Below are 19,118 nucleotides of genomic sequence, written 5' to 3' on the forward strand. Positions count from 1 at the left end.
GTGGGGGAGACCTTCGCCGGCCTGGTCACCGACGGTCCGCTCCTCGTCGCCGCGGCCGTCGCCGCACTGGTCGGCCTGATCAGCTTCGCGTCCCCGTGCGTGCTGCCGCTCGTGCCCGGTTACCTCTCCTACGTCACCGGGCTGGTCGGCAGCGGTGCTCCCGCGCCCCGCCCCGCGGGCGGCGGTGGCACGGCGACGGCGGTGCGCAGCGAGGTGGTGCCGCGGGCGCGCATGGTGCTGGGCGCGGGCCTGTTCGTCCTCGGTTTCACCGCCGTCTTCGTGGCGTTCGGAGCGGCGTTCGGGGGGCTGGGCCGGCTGCTGCTCGAGCACGCCGACGTGCTCAACCGCGTCTTCGGGGTCATCACGATCGTCGTGGGGCTGGGCTTCCTCGGCTGGTTGCCGCTGCTCCAGCGCACCAAGCGGATCTCCGGGCGTCCGGCGGCCGGGCTGGCCGGTGCGCCGCTGCTCGGCGTCGTCTTCGGGCTCGGCTGGACCCCCTGCCTGGGCCCGACCCTCTCGGCGGTCTACTCCCTCGCCTTCTCCGAGGCGACGGCGACCCGCGGCGCCATCCTCAGCGTGGCCTACTGCATCGGCCTCGGGGTCCCGTTCGTGCTCGTCGCGCTCGGCGCCCGCTGGGCGATCGGCGCGACCTCCTTCCTGCGCCGGCACGCGCGTGCGGTCACCCGGTTCGGGGGTGCCGTCCTGGTGCTCGTCGGGCTGCTCCTGCTCACCGGCGCCTGGACCGAGCTGATGCAGTGGCTGCGCTCCTGGCTGGCCGCCACCGGGTTCGGGGAGTCGGCCCTGTGACCGAGCTCGCGAGGTCGCACACGGGCAGCGGGGAGGTGCTGTGAGCATCGAGGCCCCGCCGCGGTGGTCGGCCGCAGCGCCGCCTCCCGCGCGCCCGTCCCTCGGACGCCGGTTGGCCGGGCGGCTGCTGCAGTGGTGGCGGCGGCTGACCGCGATGCGCACGGCGATCGTGCTGCTGTTCCTGCTGGCGCTGGCCGCCGTCCCGGGCTCGCTGCTGCCGCAGCGCTCGCTGTCGCAGAACAACGTCAGGCAGTACTTCAGCGACCACCCGACGCTGGCGCCGGTCCTGGACCGGCTCTACCTCTTCGACGTCTTCGGCTCGCCCTGGTTCGCCGCGGTCTACCTGCTGCTGTTCGTCTCGCTGATCGGCTGCGTGCTGCCGCGGGCGCTGGAGCACTACCGATCCCTGCGGGCGGCCCCACCCCCGGCCCCGCGCAACCTGCTGCGGCTGCCCGACGCCGGCGAGCTGACCACCCCGCTGCCCGGACCGCAGGCCCTCGACGTGGTCGAGGAGGAGCTGCGGGTCCGCCGATTCCGCGTGGCCCGCCGGGACGGGAGGACCGGCCCCGAGCTCTCCGCAGAGAAGGGCTACCTCAAGGAGACCGGGAACCTGGTGTTCCACCTCTCGCTGGTGGCGCTCCTGCTCGGCCTGGCCGGAGGGAAGCTCTGGGGCTACGAGGGCAGCATCCTGGTCACCGAGGGGCAGGGCTTCTGCAACTCCTTCCAGCAGTACGACACGTACTCGTCGGGAGCCCTCGTCGACAGCGGTGACCTCAGCCCGCTGTGCGTGGACCTCGACGACTTCCGCGCCGAGTACGAGGAGAACCTGACCGCGGCCTCCTTCACCGCCGACATCCGGTACGGCGCCCCGGGGGAGGAGGGTCGATCCACCACGATCGGCGTCAACGAGCCACTGCGGCTCGACGGCGACCGCGTCTACGTGACCGGGCACGGGTTCAGCCCCACGTTCAGCGTCACCCGGCCCGACGGCACCTCGCTGGACGACGTCTCGGTGCCGTTCCTCCCCTCGGACCAGGCGACGATGGCCAGCCAGGGCGCGCTCAAGGTCCCCGACCTCGGTGCCGACGGTGACGACCAGCTCGCCCTCGAGGGCTTCTTCGCACCCACGGGCGTGGTGCAGGGCGGCATCCTCACCTCCGTGGACCCGCGTCCGCTCGCCCCACAGGTGGCCGTCGTCGCCTACCAGGGCTACCTCGGCCTGGACTCCGGCATCCCGCAGTCGGTGTACTCCCTGGATTCCGCCCAGATCGACCGCGGCCGGCTCACCGAGGTGGGTTCGGCGAACCTCGCGGTGGGCGAGTCCACGACGCTGCCGGACGGCACGACCATCGCCTTCACCGGCTACCGGGAGTTCGCCGCCCTGCAGTACTCCCACGACCCGGGGCAGGTCTGGGTGCTGGGCGCGTCGATCGCGCTCCTCACGGGCCTGCTGGGCATGCTCCTGCTGCGCCGCGAGCGGGTCTTCGCCCGCGTCAGCACCCGCGACCCGGCAGTCCCCGGCGACGGCGGTAGCGTGCTGACGCTGGCCTCGCTCACGCGGGGCAGCGGTGAGAACGCGCCGCGCTTCGCTGCCCTGACCGACGACCTGGGCGCCGCGCTGCGCGCCCGTGCCCCCGAACCGGAGGACCACCCGCGTGACTCCTGACCAGCTGGCCTCCCTGTCGGACACCCTCTTCTCGATCAGCGTCGCGCTGTACTCGCTGGCCATGGTGGCGTTCAGCGCCCAGCTGGCCTTCGGCCGGCGCACGGTCCGCAGCCCGGAGCTCGTCGGGGCCGGCGCGGGCGCCCCGATCGCGGCGGCGCCGGCCGAGGACACCCGCGGACGACGCTGGGGCCTGTTCGCGATGGCCCTGACCGGGCTGGGCGCGCTCGCCCACGGCGCGGTGCTGCTCACCCGCGGGCTCGCGGCCGACCGGTTGCCATGGGGCAACATGTACGAGTTCTCGACCGCCACGGTGTTCGTCGCCGTCGTCGCCTATCTGATCTTCGCGGTGCGCACCCCGGGCCTGCGGCACATCGGGCTCTTCGTGCTGGCGCCGGTCATCCTGGCCATGGTGCTGATCGGGCTGTTCCTCTACGCCGAGGCCGGCCCGCTGGTCGCCGCGCTGCGCTCGTACTGGCTGGCCATCCATGTGAGCACGGCGGTCATCGGCTTCGGCATCTTCTTCGTCAGCGGGATCGCCAGCGCGCTGTACCTGGTGCAGGTGCGTCACGCCGAGCGCGTCGCCGCGGGCGAGGAACCCGGGGGTCTGCTCTCCCGGCTGCCGGGCGCGACCACCCTGGACCGGGTGGCCCACCGCACGGCCGTCTTCGGCTTCCCCATCTGGACGTTCACGGTCATCGCCGGCGCCATCTGGGCCGAGGCCGCCTGGGGCCGGTTCTGGGGCTGGGACCCGAAGGAGACCTGGGCCTTCATCGCGTGGGTCGTCTACGCCGCGTACCTGCACGCCCGGACCACGGCCGGTTGGCGGGGACGGCCCGCGGCCTGGGTCAACGTGGTCGGGCTGATCGTGATGATCTTCAACCTGACGTTCGTGAACATGGTGTCGACCGGCCTGCACAGCTATGCCGGCGTCGACTGAGCCCGCGGGAGAGCACACGGTGGGAGAGCGCAGGGCCGTCGACGAGAGCGGCCTCGGCTGGCCGGAACCGCCGCCGCCGGAGGGCGGCCGGCAGGGCTGGCCCGGTGAGGCTGCCCGCTGAGTCAGGCGGGGGAGCCGTCGTCCCTACGGGTGCGCCGGTCCAGCTCACGCAGGAACTCGGGGTCGTCGTCGGGAGCCAGCGGCCGGGTGGGCCGCTGCGGACGCGATGACCGGGGCGGGCGCGGCGCGCGTTGACCGCCTCCCGGCCGCCCAGGGGCGGCGGCCGCCCGCATGACCAGCACGACCACCGCAACCGCGATCACGAGCATCACCAGGAACACCACGGTCGAACCCCCTCGTCCGCATCCAGCGTACGTCTCCGGTGATACTCGGTGCCGACCGAGAACGAGCGAGCGGGACGGAGAGCGCGCCATCGACGCCGTGGACCGGCAACTGATCGACCTCCTGCGGGCCAACGGCCGCGCCAGCTACGCCGAGCTCGCCCGGCAGGTCGGCCTCTCCTCGCCCGCCGTGCACGAGCGGGTGGGCAAGCTGGAGGCGGCCGGGGTCATCACCGGCTACCGCGCCGTCGTCGACCCGCCGTCGGTGGGGCTCGACGTCACCGCGCTCATCGGCGTGATCGAGAGCGACTCGGTCGACGACACCGGCCTCGAGGCGGCCATGCGCGATGTTCCCGGCATCGAGGACTGCTGGCGGGTCGCCGGCAGCGAGGGATACGTGCTCAAGGTCCGCGTGGCCGACATCCCGGCGCTGGAGGCCACCGTCAACGCGTTGAACCGGATCAGGGGCGTCGCCCGCACGCGGACGACCGTGGTCCTCTCTACCAAGTGGGAAGGCCGTCATGGCTGACAACAGCACCATCCCCGCAAGCCCGTCCGGGGGACCGGCGACACCGCCGCGGATCCTGCCCTGGCTGCTCATCTACACCGTCGGCCGGCTGGCCATCGCCGCGGCGCTGGTCCTGGTCCTCTGGCTGGTCGGCCTGGACTTCTGGTCGGGACTGCTCTTCGGCCTGCTGCTGTCGATGCCGGTGTCCTACCTGCTGCTGCGGCCGTCCCGGGAACGGCTCAGCGAGGGGCTGGCCGCGCGCAGCATCGCCCGCAAGGCGGCCAAGGACGACCTCCGCACGCGGCTCAGCGGCGGCACGGAGTAGTCAGCCGCTCAGCGCCAGCCCGAGGCCGAGCAGTACGCCGGTGGCGAGGGTGAGCTGGCCGGTGCCCTGCAGCGCGGCGATCAGCGCGGGGCCGTGACCGCCGTTCAGCACGGTGCGGGCCGGGGGCACGGCCAGCGGGGCGGCGAGCAGCCCGAGCAGGGCCCAGGGCCGGGTGATCCCGACGGCGAGGACGACGGCGAAGGCGACGGCGAACAGGCCGGTGAAGGTCAGCCGCGTGGTGCGCTCGCCCAGGAGCACCGCGAGGGTGCGCTTTCCGACGATGGCGTCCCCGTGGAGATCGCGCAGGTTGTTCACCACCAGGATCGCCACGATCAGCAGCCCGATCGGCACCGAGACGGCGAACGCCAGCGCGGGCAGCGTGCCGGTCTGCACGTAGGTCGTGCCGACGACGGCCACCGGCCCGAAGAAGACGAACACGAACACCTCGCCCAGCGCCCGGTAGCCGTAGGGGAGGGGACCGCCGGTGTAGGTCCAGGCGGCGGCGATGCAGACAGCCCCCACCGCGACCAGCCACCAGCTCGACAGGGCGGCCAGCGCGAGCCCGGCCACGCCCGCGACCGCGAAGGCCAGGAAGGCGGCGAGGAGCACCTCGCGCGGCTGCGCGGCCCCGGAACCGACCAGCCGCATCGGTCCCACCCGATCGGCGTCGGCGCCGCGCCTGCCGTCGGAGTAGTCGTTGGCGTAGTTGACCGCGACCTGCAGGGCGAGCGCGACCACCAGGGCCAGCAGCGCGGTCCCGAGGTCGAAACCGTCCAGGGCGGCGGCCGTGCCCGTGCCGACGAGCACGGGGGCGAGCGCCGCCGGGAGGGTCCGCGGCCGGGCGCCGGCGATCCACTGGGCGGGGGTGGCCATCAGACCTCCGGGGTCAGCGCCGCGACCGCGCGACGGTCGGGCTTGCCGGTGTGCAGGAGCGGCAGCCCGTCCAGGACGTGCAGCTGCCGGGGAGCGGCCGGGCCGCCGAGCCGGGCCGTGACCCACTCTCGCAGGGCGGGCAGGTCCGGCGTGGCACCGGGGACCGGGACGACGGCGGCGACGACCCGCTGGCCCCAGGTGGCGTCGGGGCGCCCGAACACCACCGCGTCGGCGACGGCGGGATGCTCCCGCAGCGTCGCCTCCACGGCGGCCGGCGCGACGTTCACCCCGCCGGTGATCACCACGTCGTCGAGCCGGCCGGTCACGGTCAGCCGGCCGTCGGCGTCCAGCGTCCCGGCGTCGCGGGTGCGGAACCAGCCGCCGGCGAAGGCGGCCTCCGTCGCGGCCGGGTCCAGCCGGTAGCCGAGCGCGAGCGTCGGCCCGGACAGCTCGACGCCGTCGGTCACCCGCACGCGGACGCCGTCGAGCGGCTGCCCGTCGTACACGCAGCCGCCCGCGGTCTCGGTCATGCCGTAGGTGGTGACGACGGAGACGCCCGACGCGCGCGCCCGGTCGAGGAGGGCCGGGTCCGTGGCCGCGCCGCCGACGAGGATCGCGTCGAACGAGCGGAGCCCGTCGGGCTCCTCGTCGAGGAATCGGCGCAGCTGGGTGGGCACCAGTGAGGTGTACCGCCGCCCGACCGGCATGCGGCGCACCGCAGCGGCCAGGGGCTCGCCCTTCGCGAGCCGCTCCGGCCGGGTGCCGGCCAGGACGCTGCGACAGAGCACCTGCAGCCCGGCGATCGCCGAGACGGGCAGCGTGAGCAGCCAGGTGCCCGGCCCGCCCAGGCGCGCGTGCGTGGCGCTCGCGGAGGCCCGTAGCGCCGCCGCGGACAGCAGGACCGCCCGGCCACGGCCGGTCGACCCGGACGTGACGACGACGAGGTCCGCGCCGACCTCGAGCGGTTCCTCCGGGCGCAGGGCGGATCGCGCGGCCTCGACGACCGCGGGGGGACCGGACGGCAGGACGCCGAGCGGGGTCGTGCCGTCGAGTGCCGCCCGCACCGCGTCCGGCGAGAGGTCGGGCGCGGGCACGAGGGTGAGGTGCCGGGCCACGACGGGCAAGCCTACGGCGGCCCCTGCAGGGGACCGCCGCGAGCAGGCGAGTGGTCGGGGGCAGGGGGTCCTTCTCCTACGCTGGACCGCGTGATCCCTGCCCCCGTCGGCGGCACCGGGCCGGCGCTGGAGGCGCGGGTCTGGTCGGTGCCTCTCCGCACCCGCTTCCGCGGCATCGACGTACGCGACGGCGTGCTGGTGCGCGGCCCTGCCGGGTGGGGCGAGTTCTCCCCGTTCTGGGACTACGACGACGCGGAGAGCCGTCGCTGGTGGGCCGCGGCGGTCGAGGCGGCGGTCGAGGGCTGGCCGGCGCCGCTCCGGTCGTCCGTACCGGTGAACGTGACCGTCCCTGCGGTCGACGCCGAGCGGGCGCACGCGATCGTCTCGGCGTCCGGGTGCCGGACGGCGAAGGTGAAGGTGGCCGAGCCGGGCCAGTCGCCGGCCGACGACCTCGCGCGGGTGGAGGCGGTGCGGGACGCGCTGGGCCCGGCAGGTGCCATCCGGGTCGACGCCAATGCCGCGTGGGACGTCGACACCGCGGTCGCGCGGATCGGCGAGCTGGACCGGGTGGGGCTCGAGTACGTGGAGCAACCCTGCGCGACGCTGGAGCAGCTCGTGGCGCTGCGCCGTCGGATCGACGTCCGGATCGCCGCCGACGAGGTGGTGCGGCGCTCGGCCGATCCGCTGCGGGTGGACCTGCGGGAGGCGTGCGACGTCGTCGTCCTCAAGGTGCAGCCGCTGGGCGGGGTGCGGGCGGCGCTGCGCGTCGCCGACGCGCACGGCCTGCCGTGCGTGGTGTCGTCGGCGCTGGAGAGCTCCGTCGGGATCGCCGCCGGCGTCGCGCTGGCCGCGGCGCTGCCCGAGCTGCCGTTCGCCTGCGGCCTGGCCACCGTCGCGTTGTTCGCCGACGACGTCACCAGCTCACCGCTGCTGCCGGTCGACGGCGCCCTGCCGGTGGTCCGGCCGGAGCCGGACCGGCTGGCAGAGGCCGCCGCCGACGCGGACACCGACGCCCGCTGGCGCGCCCGGCTCGACGCGGTGCGGGCATGAACCCCGCGACCGCCTTCGCCCGTGTGCTGGTCGACGAGCTGCTGCGCGGCGGCGTGACCCACGCGGTGCTGTCGCCCGGCTCCCGCTCGGCCCCGGTCGCGCTGGCCCTCGCGGACGCGGAACGGGCGGGCGGGCTGCGGCTGCACGTGCGCATCGACGAGCGGACGGCCGGCTTCCTGGCCCTCGGCCTGGCCAAGGCATCGGGCCGGCCGGTGCCGGTGCTGACGACGTCCGGCACCGCCGCGGCGCACCTGCACGCGGCCGTGCTGGAGGCCGACGCGAGCGGGGTGCCCCTCCTGGCGCTCACCGCCGACCGCCCCCCGGAGCTGCGGGCCACCGGGGCGAACCAGACGATCGAGCAGGCCGGCCTCTACGGGGGCGCGGTGCGCGGGGCGGCCGATGTCGGCGTGCCGGAGGCGGGCCGGGAGCAGGCGCAGAACCGCTACTGGCGCTCGCTGGTCGCCAAGGCGCTGCTGACGGCTCGCGGCGCGCTCTCGACCGATCCGGGCCCCGTGCACCTGAACCTCGCGCTGCGCGAGCCGCTGCTGCCCGATGGCGAGGAGGTCGAGCTCGACGGCCCGTGGGCCGGCCGGCCCGACGGCGCCCCGTGGACGGCGGGCCGGCCGACGACGAGCGGCACGTCACGGCCCGCGGACTGGCGGCAGCGAACGCTGGTCGTACTCGGCGACGGTCCGTCGTCCTGGGGCCGGAGCGCGGCCGAACTGGCGGCGGTCAACGGCTGGCCGGTGGTCGCCGAGCCGTCCAGCGGCGGCTGGTCAGCTGGCGGGCTGCGGAGTGGGGCGCTGCTGCTCGGTGTGCAGGACTGGCTGGCGGACCACCGTCCCGATCGCGTGGTCGTCGTCGGCCGGCCGACGTTGTCGCGCCCGGTCAACGCGCTGCTGGCCGATCCGGAGGTCGAGGTGGTCACCACGACCGCGAGCCCTCGGTGGGGCGACGCTGCCCGCGGCAGCGCCTCCGTCGGTCTCGGGTTCTCCGGGGGGCCGCGGGAGGGCGCGATCATCGAGACAGGGTGGGCGGCGGCATGGCAGGAGGCCGCCGCGCGGGTCGGTGCCGCAGTCGACGCGCTGCTGGGCACCGCGCCCGGCCTCACCGCCGCGCGTCTCGCGCGCGACGTCGTGGCCGCGCTGCCTCGGGACGCGCTGCTCATGCTGGGCTCCTCGACGCCAGTGCGCGACGTCGACCGGCTGGCCGTACCGCGCTGCGACCTGACGGTGCTCGCCAACCGCGGGGTCGCGGGGATCGACGGCACGATCTCGACGGCCGTCGGGGCCGCGGCCGTCCACGGCGGCCCGGCGTTCGCGCTGATGGGGGACCTGACGTTCCTGCACGACCTGACCGGCCTGCTCCTCGGCGAGGGGGAGCCCGCGCCGGACCTGACCGTCGTGGTGCCCGACAACGACGGCGGCGGGATCTTCGCCCAGCTGGAGCCAGGGGAGGACCGGCACGCCCGCGACTACCGGCGGGTGTTCGGCACGCCGCACGGCCGCGACCTCGTCGCGGTGGCACGGGCACTCGGGTGGGCGGCGACGCGGGTGGACTCCGCCGAGGAGCTGACCGGTGCGCTGTCGCTCGGCGGGCCGCGGGTCGTCGTCGTCCGCACCGACCAGCGCGCCGAGGCGGCGCTGGGCCGGCAGCTGCGTGAGGCCGCCGCCGTCGCGCTGTCCTGAGTGCCCTGTCCTGAGTGCGCTGTCCTGAGTTGCCCTGTCCTGAGGCGCCCTCTCCTTCGCGCCCTTTCTTGCGGATCCCTTGCGGTTCCCTGGCGGTGCGCCTGCGGTTCGGGCTCCAGAGTCGTCCCCGTCGCGGGAGAAGCCCCCGACGATCCGGACCCAGGAGAACCGACATGACCACCCAGGTGATCGCCCGCGGCGCCGTGGGCTCGCTCCGCCTCGTCGGCGTCACCGCCGTCGTCGCGGCCGGTATCGCAGGCTTCGCCACCGTCGATGCCGGCGCCACCCCGACCGAGGTCGTGGTCGTGTCGGCCACGGGTCATCTGCCGCAGCTGCCGCCGCACGTCTGCGACAAGGCGAAGGACCACGTGCCCGGCGCGGCCCGGCCGTTCCTCAGCTGCCGCGTCATCGGCGACGACGGCCCGATCGAGGGCGGCTCGATCTTCTCCTGACCCGCCTGCCGGAGACCGCGATCGCGGCCCCGGTGCCCGCCACCAGCACCAGCCCGAGTCGAGAGGTCCGCCATGACCGCCGCACGCACGGCTCCGTCGCCGGAGGACAGCCGCAGCGCTGTCCCCGGCGGAGAGCTCTCCGTCCGTCGCCGCGGCACGTCCGGCATCCGGCGCGTCGCGGTCCTGATCCTGCTGACCGTCGCCGTGGTCGTCGGGTCGTCGATGCCGTCGTGGGCCTCCTTCGCCGACACCGCGGCGGTGAGCACGACGGTGGCCACCGCGACCGTCGCACCCCCCACCGGGGTCACCGCCCGCGTCACCAAGTGCACGGGCCGGTTCGTCAACCTGACGCTGGACTGGACCGCCAGCACGGCCGCGCGGGTGTCGGGGTACCAGGTGCGGGTGTATCTCGGCGAGGCATACCAGGACCAGCCGTCGGCGGGCGCCGCCACCACCACCTGGCAGGGCAGCCTCGACAGGTACTACGTCGACACCTACACGGTGACCTTCACCGTGCGGACCCTGACCGAGTACGGGTGGACGGCGGAGTCGCCCCGCACCGCCCAGGTGGTCTGCTGACCGGCGCGCAGGCTCAGCCCTCCAGTGCCGCCTGGAAGGCCGCGAACTTCGACTGGGTCTCGGCCAGCTCGGCGGCCGGGTCGGAGCCGGCGACGATGCCGCAGCCGGCGAACAGCCGGGCGCTGTCGTCCCCCACGAGGTCGGCGCAGCGCAGCGCCAGCCCGAACTCCCCGTCCCCGCGGGCGTCGAGCCAGCCGACCGGCCCCGCGTAGCGGCCGCGGTCCATGCCCTCGAGCTCGGCGATGACAGCGGTGGCGTCGGGAGTGGGTGTGCCGCACACCGCGGCGGTGGGGTGGACAGCGCCGACGAGCGCCAGCAGCCCCGCTCGCCCGTGGGCGCCGGTGCGGCGCTGGGTGCCGGTCACGTCGCTGGCCAGGTGCCGGACGTTGGCGAGGGTCAGCAGATCGGGCTCCGCCGGGGCGTCCAGCGTCGCGCAGAACGGCTTCAGGGCCCGCACCAGCGAATCGACGGCGAGCGCGTGCTCGGACCGGTCCTTGGCGGAGCCCATCAGCTCCGCGGCCAGCCGGTCGTCGTGGGCCCCCGCGCCGCGCGGGGCGGTGCCGGCCAGCACGCGCGCCGACAGTGCCCGGCCGCTGCGGCGCAGCAGCAGCTCGGGAGTGGCACCCAGCAGGCCGTCGACGGCGAAGGTCCAGCAGTCCGGGAAGCGGGCGGCCAGCCGGCGCAGCAGCCGGCGAGGGTCGAGCGGGAGGTCCGCGGACACCAGCAGGTCGCGGGCGAGCACCACCTTCTGCAGCTCCCCGGCGTCGATCCGCTCGACCGCCGTGGCGACGGCCGCGCACCAGGTGGCCGGGTCGAGGGCGCCGTCGGCGTACCGCAGGCGCGGAGCGGGCCCGTCGTCCTCCGGGGCGGGGAGGAGGACCTCCCGTGGGTCGACGTCACCGATCGTCGTCAGCCACCCGACACCGTTCCGCCGTCCCAGGACCACCTGCGGGACGACGAAGACCGACGTCCCGGCGGCGGGGTCGAAGGCGATGCTGGCGAACAGGACGGGACCCGAGCCGGGGACGCCGAGTTCGTCCTCGGTGTCGAGACCGCTGGTGTAGTCGGCCCACCAGGTGGCCGCCTCGTCGAGCGCCCGGGGCCCGGACACCTCGAGGCGCGCGGCCTCCCCCCAGCCCACCAGGCCCTCGCCGCGGCGCACCCAGGAGAGAGCGCCCTCGGCCGGCAGCCGGCCGAGCAGTTCGCCGGCGCCCTCCGTCCGGACGGTCGTCACGGTCCGCGCAGCCGCTGCCGGGGAGGTCAGGGCGGCCGCGGTCACGGTCCCTCCTCGCTGCCCTGGGCGGGCCCGTGCCCGCGCGGTGCTGTGTCGTCGTGCGTCCTCGCAAGCTCGGGCCGCGTGCCCAGCCTAGGAGGCCTTGTACCGTCGCCGCCGTGGGAGACCGGCGAGACAGCGCACACACCGGTGGCGTGCGGGCGGGGCTGGACAAGCGACCGGCCGACGTCGCGGCCATGTTCGACCGCGTCGCGCGCCGCTACGACGTCACGAACACGGTCCTCTCGGCCGGACTGGACGCGTCCTGGCGCCGGGCCACGCGGGAGGCCCTGGGGGCTCGTCCCGGCCAGACCGTGCTCGACGTCGCGGCCGGGACGGCGGTGTCGACCGTCGAACTCGCCGCCGGTGGGGTGACCGCGATCGCGTGCGACTTCTCCCAGGGGATGCTGCGGGCCGGTGCGTCGCGGCCGGTGCCCAAGGTCGCCGGAGACGCGATGGCGCTGCCGCTGGCCGACGAGAGCGTCGACGGCGTCGTCATCTCCTTCGGGTTGCGCAACGTGGCCGACCCCGATGCGGCGCTGCGGGAGTTCCGGCGGGTGACGCGCCCCGGCGGCACGCTGGTCGTCTGCGAGTTCTCCAGCCCGACCTGGACGCCGTTCCGCACCGTCTACACCGAGTACCTGATGAAGGCCCTCCCGCGGATCGCGCGCGCGGTCAGCAGCAATCCCGAGGCCTACGTCTACCTCGCCGAGTCGATCCGCGCCTGGCCCGACCAGGCCGCGCTGGCCGCACGGATACAGGGGGCCGGCTGGGGCGACGTCGCCTGGCACAACCTGACCGGGGGGATCGTCGCGTTGCACCGCGCCCGCCGCCCCTGACCCGCAGAGGCCCCCTTCCGGGCCCCACCCCGAGCCTCCGAGGGGTGGGGAGAAGGGGGTCCTTCGACTAGCGTCGGTCCATGACGACCCCGCCCCCGCTGCCGCAGCCGCCGGGTCCCTCGCCATCCCCGACCGATCCGATCCCGCCCCCGGCCCCCGCGCCGTACCCGACGCCGGATCCCACCGACCCGACGGCGCCGCCCCCGGCGCCGGCACCCGAGCCGCTGTAGCCGGAACCCGGAGGTTGCCGTGGCCCGTACGCGCTTCGCCGACCGCCGAGCCGCCGGACGAGCCCTGGGCGAGCGACTGGCCGGCGGGGTGTCAGGGGACGCCGTGGTGCTCGGACTGCCTCGCGGAGGCGTGGTCGTCGCGGCGGAGGTCGCCTCGGTCCTCGAGATCCCGCTGGACGTCCTCGTCGTCCGCAAGCTGGGGCTGCCCTGGCAGCCGGAGCTGGCCATGGGGGCGATCGCCGGTGTCGGTGACACCGTGGAGACGGTGCGCGTCGAGTCGGTCCTCGCCGCCGCGGACGTCGCCCCGGCGGCCTTCGAGGAGGTCCGGCAGCGGGAGCTGACGGAGTTGCGGCGGCGTGAGTCGGCCTATCGGGGCGGCCGTCCGGCGATCGCGCTGGGCGGCCGTCCGGTCGTGGTGGTCGACGACGGGCTGGCGACCGGGGCCACGATGCGCGCCGCTGTCCTGGCGGTCCGGCGCCAGGCGCCGCTGAGCATCACCGTCGCGGTTCCGGTCGGTTCTCCCCGCGCCTGCGGCAACCTCGCAGCCGACGTCGACGAGGTCCTCTGCCTCCTGGCGCCCGACTCCTTCCGGGCGGTGGGTCAGGCCTATGCCGACTTCACCGCGACCACCGACGAGGAGGTCCGCGCCGCCCTGCACGGTGTCCGGGGAACGGTGTGACGGGACCCCGCCGAGGGGGGTCCTGTCAGGTTGCTCACAGACGGGCCTAGACTCGGGACGACCGACTTTGTGAACCAATTCACAAGGGTCCGCAGGTCTTGCGAGGAGGCTCCGGGTGCCCGGCACGACGACCACCCCACCGCTCGGCGCGGCACAGCGCGCCGACGTGGTCGTGGTCGGCGCCGGCCCGGCCGGGTCCAGCGCCGCCTGGTGGCTGGCGCAGGCCGGGCGGGAGGTCGTCGTCCTGGAGAAGGCCACGTTCCCGCGGGAGAAGGTCTGCGGCGACGGGCTCACCCCGCGCGGGGTCAAGGCGCTCGAGGACATGGGGGTCGACACCTCCCCGGCGGCCGGGTGGGTCCGCCACAAGGGCCTGCGGGTGCACGGCGGCGGCGAAACCATCGAGGTGGACTGGCCGAAGCTGCACCGGTGGCCGGACTACAGCCTCGTCCGGCCCCGCAGGGAGCTCGATGCCATGCTCGCCGGCCGCGCCGAGGCCGCCGGCGCCCGGGTGCGCACCGGGACGACGGTCACCGGCCCCCTCCTGGACGAGGCCGGGCGGGTCGCCGGTGTCCGCACCGAGGCGGGGCCGGCGAGCGAACCGGGCCAGGTGCTCGCGCCGCTCGTGGTCTCCGCGGAAGGGGTCTCCGGGCGCCTGGCGAAGGCCCTGGGGCTGCTCCGCCGCGAGGACCGCCCGCTCGGGATCGCCGTCCGCCGGTACGTCCGCAGCCCACGCACCCACGACGACTACCTCGACATCTCCTTCGACCTCGCCCCCGAGGGCCCGACCGCTGCCGCCATGCCCGGCTACGGCTGGATCTTCGGGATGGGCGACGGGACGGCCAACGTGGGCTTCGGCCTGCTCGACACCCGGCGCTCCGACGGCGGCGACCACCGCGAGGTGCTGCGCCGGTGGCTGGCCACGTTCCCGACCGAGGAGCATCTCGGTGAGGTGGACGCGACGAGCCCGCTGCGCGGCGCGGGTCTGCCCATGGCCCTGCACCGGCAGCCCGCGTACACCCGAGGGCTGCTGCTCGCCGGTGACGCCGCCGGGACGGTCAACCCGTTCAACGGCGAGGGGATCAGCTATGCCATGGAGTCCGGCCGCATGGCCGCGGAGACGGCGGCCGACGCGCTGGCTCGCCCCGAGGGCCCCGCGCGCGAGTCGGTGCTGCGGCGCTATCCCGAGCGGCTGCGCGCTGCCTACGGCCGGCACCACCGCCTCGGGGTCGGCTTCCTGGCACTGCTCGCCCGCCCGGACGTCGTCCGGTTCGCCACCGCACACGGCCTCAAGCGGCCCGCGCTGGTGAACATCGCGCTGCGGCTCATGGGCAACCTCAGCGACGGCCGGGACGGCGACGGCGTGGACCGTGCCATCTCCGTCCTCACCCGTCTGGCGCCGGCGGTCTGACGTGCGCCGCTACCCGTGTCCCGACACGCTCCGTAAGCGTTCCACTCATGCGCGGAACGTGATCGTCCTCACCGTAGGGTGCCGCTGATGCTCTCGAACTACGTCCCGATCGTCGGGCTCTTCGCCCTGGCCGCGGCGTTCGCGCTGTTCTCGGTCACCGCGGCGCCCTTCATCGGTCCGCGCCGCTACAACCGGGCCAAGCTCGAGGCCTACGAGTGCGGGATCGAGCCGGTCGACCAGCCGCTCACCGGCGGTCGCTTCCCGGTCAAGTACTACCTGACGGCGATGCTCTTCATCGTCTTCGACATCGAGATCGTCTTCCTCTACCCGTGGGCCGTGCACAACGAGGCGCTGGGCGTCTTCGGGCTGGTCGAGATGGTCGTCTTCATCGTCACCGTGTTCATCGCCTACGCCTACGTCTGGCGTCGCGGCGGGCTCGAGTGGGACTGACGGCAGTGACAGGGGTGGAGCACTGACATGGGACTCGAGGAGAAGCTGCCGAGCGGCGTCCTGCTGACCAGCGTGGAGAAGCTGGTCAACTGGACCCGCAAGTCGTCGCTGTGGCCGGCCACGTTCGGCCTGGCCTGCTGCGCCATCGAGATGATGGCGTCGGGCGCCGGCCGCTACGACCTGGCCCGCTTCGGCATGGAGGTCTTCCGGGCCTCCCCGCGGCAGGCGGACCTGATGATCGTCGCGGGCCGGGTCAGTCAGAAGATGGCCCCGGTCCTGCGCCAGATCTACGACCAGATGCCCGAACCGCGCTGGGTGCTCGCCATGGGGGTCTGCGCCAGCTCCGGCGGCATGTTCAACAACTACGCGATCGTCCAGGGCGTCGACCACGTCGTCCCGGTCGACATGTACCTGCCCGGCTGCCCGCCGCGGCCGGAGATGCTGATGGACGCCATCCTCAAGCTGCACCACAAGATCCAGCACGAGCCGCTCGGCGAGAAGCGCGCCCGTCAGCTGGAGCGGGCCCGCGAGGAGGGGACGGCGAAGGAGCTGCACGTCGAGATGCCGTCGACCGTGCGTGTCGACAAGTCCGCCCGTCGCGCCTACGAGGAGGCCGCCGCGGAAGGTCGCACCGGGCAGTTCGGCATCGAGCAGCGGGGCGGCAATGCCGTGCTGCTGCCGGGTGAGCGGCGATGAGCAACGACGGCGGCGAGGTCGTCCCCGGCCGCGAGGAGGCCGGCTACGACGCCAGCACGGCGCGGAGCGGCGGCTTCCGGAAGGGCGCCTTCGGCGTCAGCGGCAGCGGTGACACCTCCGGCTTCGGCGGCCTGGTCCGGGTCGAGCCCGGCGGTGCGGTGGCCCTGCACTCGACGGACCGCCCCTATGGCGGCTACTTCGACGAGGTCACCGACGCCCTGATCGAGGCGGTCGGGGAGGCCACGTTCGCCGCCGCCGTGTACCGGGTCCTGGTCGACCGCGGCGAGATCACCTACTTCGTCGCCCGTGAGCACCTGTTGACCCTGGTCCAGGCGCTGCGTGACGACGACGCCCTGCGCTTCGAGCTGTGCAGCAGCGTCTCCGGCGTCGACTACCTCGACAGCGGCGGTCCGGTGGCCACGCCCGACCGTCCGCGCCTGCACGTCGTCTACCACCTGACCTCGATGACCTACCGGCGTCGCATCCGGCTGGAGGTGGCCGTCACGGCCGAGGACGCGCACGTCCCGTCGGTCACCGGCATCTACCCGACGGCGGACTGGCACGAGCGCGAGACCTGGGACATGTTCGGCATCGTCTTCGACGGCCACCCGGCGCTCACCCGGATCCTCATGCCCGACGACTGGGACGGGCACCCGCAGCGCAAGGACTACCCCCTCGGCGGCGTCCCCGTGGAGTACCACGGCGCAACCATTCCCCCGCCCGACACCCGGAGGGCGTACCGGTGAGCCGGGACCTGACGTCGGTCGGTCGACAGCCGCTCCCGCCCGCCCACCCGTTGCCCGGCACCCGGAGGGCGTACCGATGAGCACCATCTACAACGAGGCCGACCCGTACGCCGGCTCCCGCGAGACCACCGAGGGCCGCGTCTACACGGTCACGGGCGGGGACTGGGACCTCACCTTCGCCGACCCGCACGGCGAGGAACGCCTCGTCGTGAACATGGGGCCGCAGCACCCGTCCACGCACGGCGTCCTCCGGCTGATCCTCGACCTCGAGGGCGAGACGGTGACCAAGGCGCGGGTGACCATCGGCTACCTGCACACGGGCATCGAGAAGAACACCGAGTACCGCAACTGGACGCAGGGCACGACCTTCGTGACCCGCATGGACTACCTGGCCCCGCTGTACAACGAGGCCGCCTACTGCATGGCGGTCGAGAAGCTGCTGGGCATCGAGATCCCGCAGCGCGCGGCCACCATCCGGGTGCTGGTCATGGAGATCAACCGGATCGCCTCGCACCTCGTGGGCCTGGCGACCGGCGGCATGGAGCTGGGCGCGCTGACCGCGATGACGAACGGGTTCCGCGAGCGGGAGATGTGCCTGGACCTGCTCGAGGAGATCACCGGCCTGCGGATGAACCACGCCTACATCCGTCCCGGCGGGCTGGCCCAGGACCTCCCCGAGGGCGCGGTCGAGCACATCCGCGAGTTCCTGGCGGTCATGCCGAAGCGGGTGGCCGACTACCACCGGATGCTCACCGGACAGCCGATCTGGCAGCGGCGGCTCAAGGACGTCGGCTACCTCGACGTGACCGGCTGCCTCGCGCTCGGCGTCACGGGCCCGGTGCTGCGGTCGGCGGGCCTGCCCTGGGACCTGCGCAAGACCGAGCCCTACCTCGGCTACGAGACCTACGACTTCGAGGTGCCCACCGCCGACACCGCCGACGCCTGGGGCCGCTACCTGGTCCGGATGGCCGAGATCAACGAGTCGCTCAAGCTGATCGCGCAGGCCCTCGACCGGCTCGAGCCGGGCCCGGTCATGGTCGAGGACCGCAAGATCGCCTGGCCGGCGCAGCTGTCCCTGGGCGCCGACGGCATGGGCAACTCCCTCGACCACGTCCGCCACATCATGGGCCAGTCGATGGAGGCCCTGATCCACCACTTCAAGCTGGTCACCGAGGGATTCCGGGTCCCCGCCGGCCAGGTCTACGTGCCGATCGAGTCACCCCGCGGTGAGCTCGGCTACCACGTGGTCAGCGACGGCAGCACCCGTCCGTGGCGCGTCCACGTACGGGACCCAAGTTTCGTGAACTTGCAGGCCACGGCAGCGATGAGTGAGGGCGGCATGATCGCCGACGTCATCGCGGCCATCGCGTCGATCGACCCCGTCATGGGGGGAGTGGACAGATGAGCGCGCTTCCTGGATCGCCCGAGGGTGTGGCGACGACCGGCCTCGTCGACACGCCGGTGGACTCCTCCCCGGAGACCCTCGCCGAGCTGCCGCCGCTGACCGAGCAGACCCGCCTCGAGGCGCGGGAGATCATCGCCCGCTACCCGGTGGCCCGATCGGCGCTGCTGCCGATGCTGCACCTGGTCCAGTCGGTGCAGGGCTACGTCTCGCCCGAGGGCGTCGCTCTCTGCGCCGAGGAGCTGGGCCTGACCAAGGCCGAGGTGGGCGCGGTCGCGACCTTCTACACGATGTACAAGCGCCGTCCCACCGGCCGCCACCTGGTCAGCGTCTGCACCAACACGCTGTGCAGCGTCCTCGGCGGACAGCGGATCATGGACGCGCTCAGCTCCGATCTCGGCGTCCACCACGACGAGACGACGGCCGACGGCTCGATCACCCTCGAGCACGCCGAGTGCCTGGCCGCCTGTGACTACGCGCCGGTCGTCACCGTCGACTACGAGTTCTACGACCAGCAGGACGTCGAGAGCGCCCGTGCGCTCGTGGCGGCCCTGCGCCGCGGCGAGAAGCCGGCGCCCACCCGCGGCGCTCCCCTCACCGACTTCAAGGGCATCTCCCGCCAGCTCGCCGGCTTCTCCCAGCACGGCGACGACGCCGCCGCCCGCGCCGCGGTCGACGCGCCGGCTGCGCTCGGGCCGACCCTCGCGGGCCTCCGGCTCGCGGAGGAGCGCGGGGAGTCCGCGCCGGCGATGCGGCGTCCCGCCGCGCCGGCACCGGACGCCGAGGAACCGGCGGCCACCGTCGCACCGTCCGGCCGGACGGGGGAGAGCCCGGGCAAGGAGGCGGCCGACGCGCGCGTCGCCGCCGCGGACACCCCGGCCGAGAAGGCCGGTGCCGCCGGCTCCCACCCCGACGCTCCCGAGCCCGCCCGGCGGCGGCTGCCCGACGGGCGCGAAGGCACCGACACACCTGCGGGGCAGGAGCCGGGCACGTCCGGCCAGGGCCCTGCTGCCGGGTCGCCCAGCCCGAATCCACCCCTTGGGAAGGCCTGATC

Annotated in this window: 21 protein-coding genes; 17 read left to right on the forward strand and 4 right to left on the reverse strand. The window is 74.4% G+C overall.

The window, feature by feature from the left end:
- From CHB94_RS09840 to ccsB, 3 genes are read left to right on the forward strand one after another with little or no spacing between them, the layout of a single operon-like run.
- Positions 1–807: a cytochrome c biogenesis CcdA family protein gene (locus CHB94_RS09840; protein ID WP_089336403.1), complete on the forward strand. Its 807-nt coding sequence runs from the start codon at positions 1–3 to the stop codon at positions 805–807.
- Between the two features lie 40 nt (positions 808–847).
- On the forward strand, positions 848–2,473 hold the full coding sequence (gene resB / locus CHB94_RS09845) for a cytochrome c biogenesis protein ResB (RefSeq protein ID WP_089336404.1): 1,626 nt from the start codon (positions 848–850) through the stop codon (positions 2,471–2,473).
- Positions 2,463–3,410: a c-type cytochrome biogenesis protein CcsB gene (gene ccsB / locus CHB94_RS09850; RefSeq protein ID WP_176445493.1), complete on the forward strand. Its 948-nt coding sequence runs from the start codon at positions 2,463–2,465 to the stop codon at positions 3,408–3,410. Before resB ends, ccsB begins: the two co-directional genes overlap by 11 nt.
- A gap of 122 nt (positions 3,411–3,532) precedes the next feature.
- On the opposite strand, the gene CHB94_RS09855 is transcribed toward ccsB, so the two are convergent.
- A complete protein-coding gene (locus CHB94_RS09855; RefSeq protein ID WP_089336512.1) occupies positions 3,533–3,754 on the reverse strand; it encodes a hypothetical protein in 222 nt (73 codons plus the stop codon).
- A 97-nt stretch (positions 3,755–3,851) separates the two neighbouring features.
- Here CHB94_RS09855 and CHB94_RS09860 point away from each other — a divergent pair, with 97 nt between their 5' ends.
- Entirely contained in the window at positions 3,852–4,280 is a 429-nt protein-coding gene (locus CHB94_RS09860; protein ID WP_217899246.1) for an Lrp/AsnC family transcriptional regulator, read from the forward strand.
- The gene (locus tag CHB94_RS09865) at positions 4,273–4,584 is read left to right on the forward strand and encodes a DUF4229 domain-containing protein (RefSeq protein ID WP_089336405.1); all 312 of its coding nucleotides are present in this window, start codon (positions 4,273–4,275) and stop codon (positions 4,582–4,584) included. The genes CHB94_RS09860 and CHB94_RS09865 overlap by 8 nt, the downstream gene beginning before the upstream one ends.
- Here CHB94_RS09865 and CHB94_RS09870 read toward each other — a convergent pair whose 3' ends face one another.
- Together CHB94_RS09870 and menE are read right to left on the reverse strand one after the other, a co-directional pair.
- Complete coding sequence (locus tag CHB94_RS09870) at positions 4,585–5,457, reverse strand: 1,4-dihydroxy-2-naphthoate polyprenyltransferase (RefSeq protein WP_089336406.1); 873 nt, start codon at positions 5,455–5,457, stop codon at positions 4,585–4,587.
- Positions 5,457–6,572 (reverse strand): o-succinylbenzoate--CoA ligase, encoded by a 1,116-nt coding sequence (gene menE, locus CHB94_RS09875; protein WP_089336407.1) that lies wholly within the window; start codon positions 6,570–6,572, stop codon positions 5,457–5,459. The genes CHB94_RS09870 and menE overlap by 1 nt, the downstream gene beginning before the upstream one ends.
- A gap of 90 nt (positions 6,573–6,662) precedes the next feature.
- Here menE and CHB94_RS09880 point away from each other — a divergent pair, with 90 nt between their 5' ends.
- The 4 genes from CHB94_RS09880 (at position 6,663) to CHB94_RS09895 (ending at position 10,341) form a co-directional block, all read left to right on the forward strand.
- The gene (locus CHB94_RS09880; protein WP_089336408.1) at positions 6,663–7,622 is read left to right on the forward strand and encodes an o-succinylbenzoate synthase; all 960 of its coding nucleotides are present in this window, start codon (positions 6,663–6,665) and stop codon (positions 7,620–7,622) included.
- On the forward strand, positions 7,619–9,310 hold the full coding sequence (gene menD / locus CHB94_RS09885; RefSeq protein ID WP_089336409.1) for a 2-succinyl-5-enolpyruvyl-6-hydroxy-3-cyclohexene-1-carboxylic-acid synthase: 1,692 nt from the start codon (positions 7,619–7,621) through the stop codon (positions 9,308–9,310). The genes CHB94_RS09880 and menD overlap by 4 nt, the downstream gene beginning before the upstream one ends.
- Positions 9,311–9,483: 173 nt before the next feature.
- Complete coding sequence (locus CHB94_RS09890) at positions 9,484–9,762, forward strand: hypothetical protein (protein ID WP_089336410.1); 279 nt, start codon at positions 9,484–9,486, stop codon at positions 9,760–9,762.
- A 72-nt stretch (positions 9,763–9,834) separates the two neighbouring features.
- Positions 9,835–10,341 carry a hypothetical protein gene (locus CHB94_RS09895; RefSeq protein ID WP_089336411.1) on the forward strand — a complete coding sequence of 169 codons (507 nt, stop codon included), beginning with the start codon at positions 9,835–9,837 and terminating at the stop codon, positions 10,339–10,341.
- Positions 10,342–10,354: 13 nt separating this feature from the next.
- Here CHB94_RS09895 and CHB94_RS09900 read toward each other — a convergent pair whose 3' ends face one another.
- The gene (locus CHB94_RS09900; protein WP_089336412.1) at positions 10,355–11,620 is read right to left on the reverse strand and encodes an isochorismate synthase; all 1,266 of its coding nucleotides are present in this window, start codon (positions 11,618–11,620) and stop codon (positions 10,355–10,357) included.
- A gap of 113 nt (positions 11,621–11,733) precedes the next feature.
- On the opposite strand from CHB94_RS09900, the gene CHB94_RS09905 reads away from it, so the two are divergent.
- The 8 genes from CHB94_RS09905 (at position 11,734) to nuoE (ending at position 19,116) form a co-directional block, all read left to right on the forward strand.
- Entirely contained in the window at positions 11,734–12,453 is a 720-nt protein-coding gene (locus CHB94_RS09905; protein WP_089336413.1) for a demethylmenaquinone methyltransferase, read from the forward strand.
- A 249-nt stretch (positions 12,454–12,702) separates the two neighbouring features.
- The gene (locus CHB94_RS09910; RefSeq protein ID WP_089336414.1) at positions 12,703–13,362 is read left to right on the forward strand and encodes a phosphoribosyltransferase; all 660 of its coding nucleotides are present in this window, start codon (positions 12,703–12,705) and stop codon (positions 13,360–13,362) included.
- A 115-nt stretch (positions 13,363–13,477) separates the two neighbouring features.
- The gene (locus CHB94_RS09915) at positions 13,478–14,770 is read left to right on the forward strand and encodes a geranylgeranyl reductase family protein (RefSeq protein WP_089336415.1); all 1,293 of its coding nucleotides are present in this window, start codon (positions 13,478–13,480) and stop codon (positions 14,768–14,770) included.
- 87 nt (positions 14,771–14,857) lie between these two features.
- Positions 14,858–15,220 carry an NADH-quinone oxidoreductase subunit A gene (locus CHB94_RS09920; protein WP_176445494.1) on the forward strand — a complete coding sequence of 121 codons (363 nt, stop codon included), beginning with the start codon at positions 14,858–14,860 and terminating at the stop codon, positions 15,218–15,220.
- Positions 15,221–15,247: 27 nt separating this feature from the next.
- Complete coding sequence (locus CHB94_RS09925) at positions 15,248–15,916, forward strand: NuoB/complex I 20 kDa subunit family protein (RefSeq protein ID WP_089336416.1); 669 nt, start codon at positions 15,248–15,250, stop codon at positions 15,914–15,916.
- Complete coding sequence (locus CHB94_RS09930; protein WP_089336417.1) at positions 15,913–16,662, forward strand: NADH-quinone oxidoreductase subunit C; 750 nt, start codon at positions 15,913–15,915, stop codon at positions 16,660–16,662. Before CHB94_RS09925 ends, CHB94_RS09930 begins: the two co-directional genes overlap by 4 nt.
- A 76-nt stretch (positions 16,663–16,738) precedes the next feature.
- A complete protein-coding gene (locus CHB94_RS09935) occupies positions 16,739–18,067 on the forward strand; it encodes an NADH-quinone oxidoreductase subunit D (RefSeq protein ID WP_089336418.1) in 1,329 nt (442 codons plus the stop codon).
- Positions 18,064–19,116: an NADH-quinone oxidoreductase subunit NuoE gene (gene nuoE / locus CHB94_RS09940; protein WP_089336419.1), complete on the forward strand. Its 1,053-nt coding sequence runs from the start codon at positions 18,064–18,066 to the stop codon at positions 19,114–19,116. The genes CHB94_RS09935 and nuoE overlap by 4 nt, the downstream gene beginning before the upstream one ends.
- Positions 19,117–19,118: the final 2 nt, after the last annotated feature.

Origin of the sequence: Blastococcus mobilis (genome assembly GCF_900188025.1) — a bacterium.
GTDB lineage: Bacteria > Actinomycetota > Actinomycetes > Mycobacteriales > Geodermatophilaceae > Blastococcus_B > Blastococcus_B mobilis.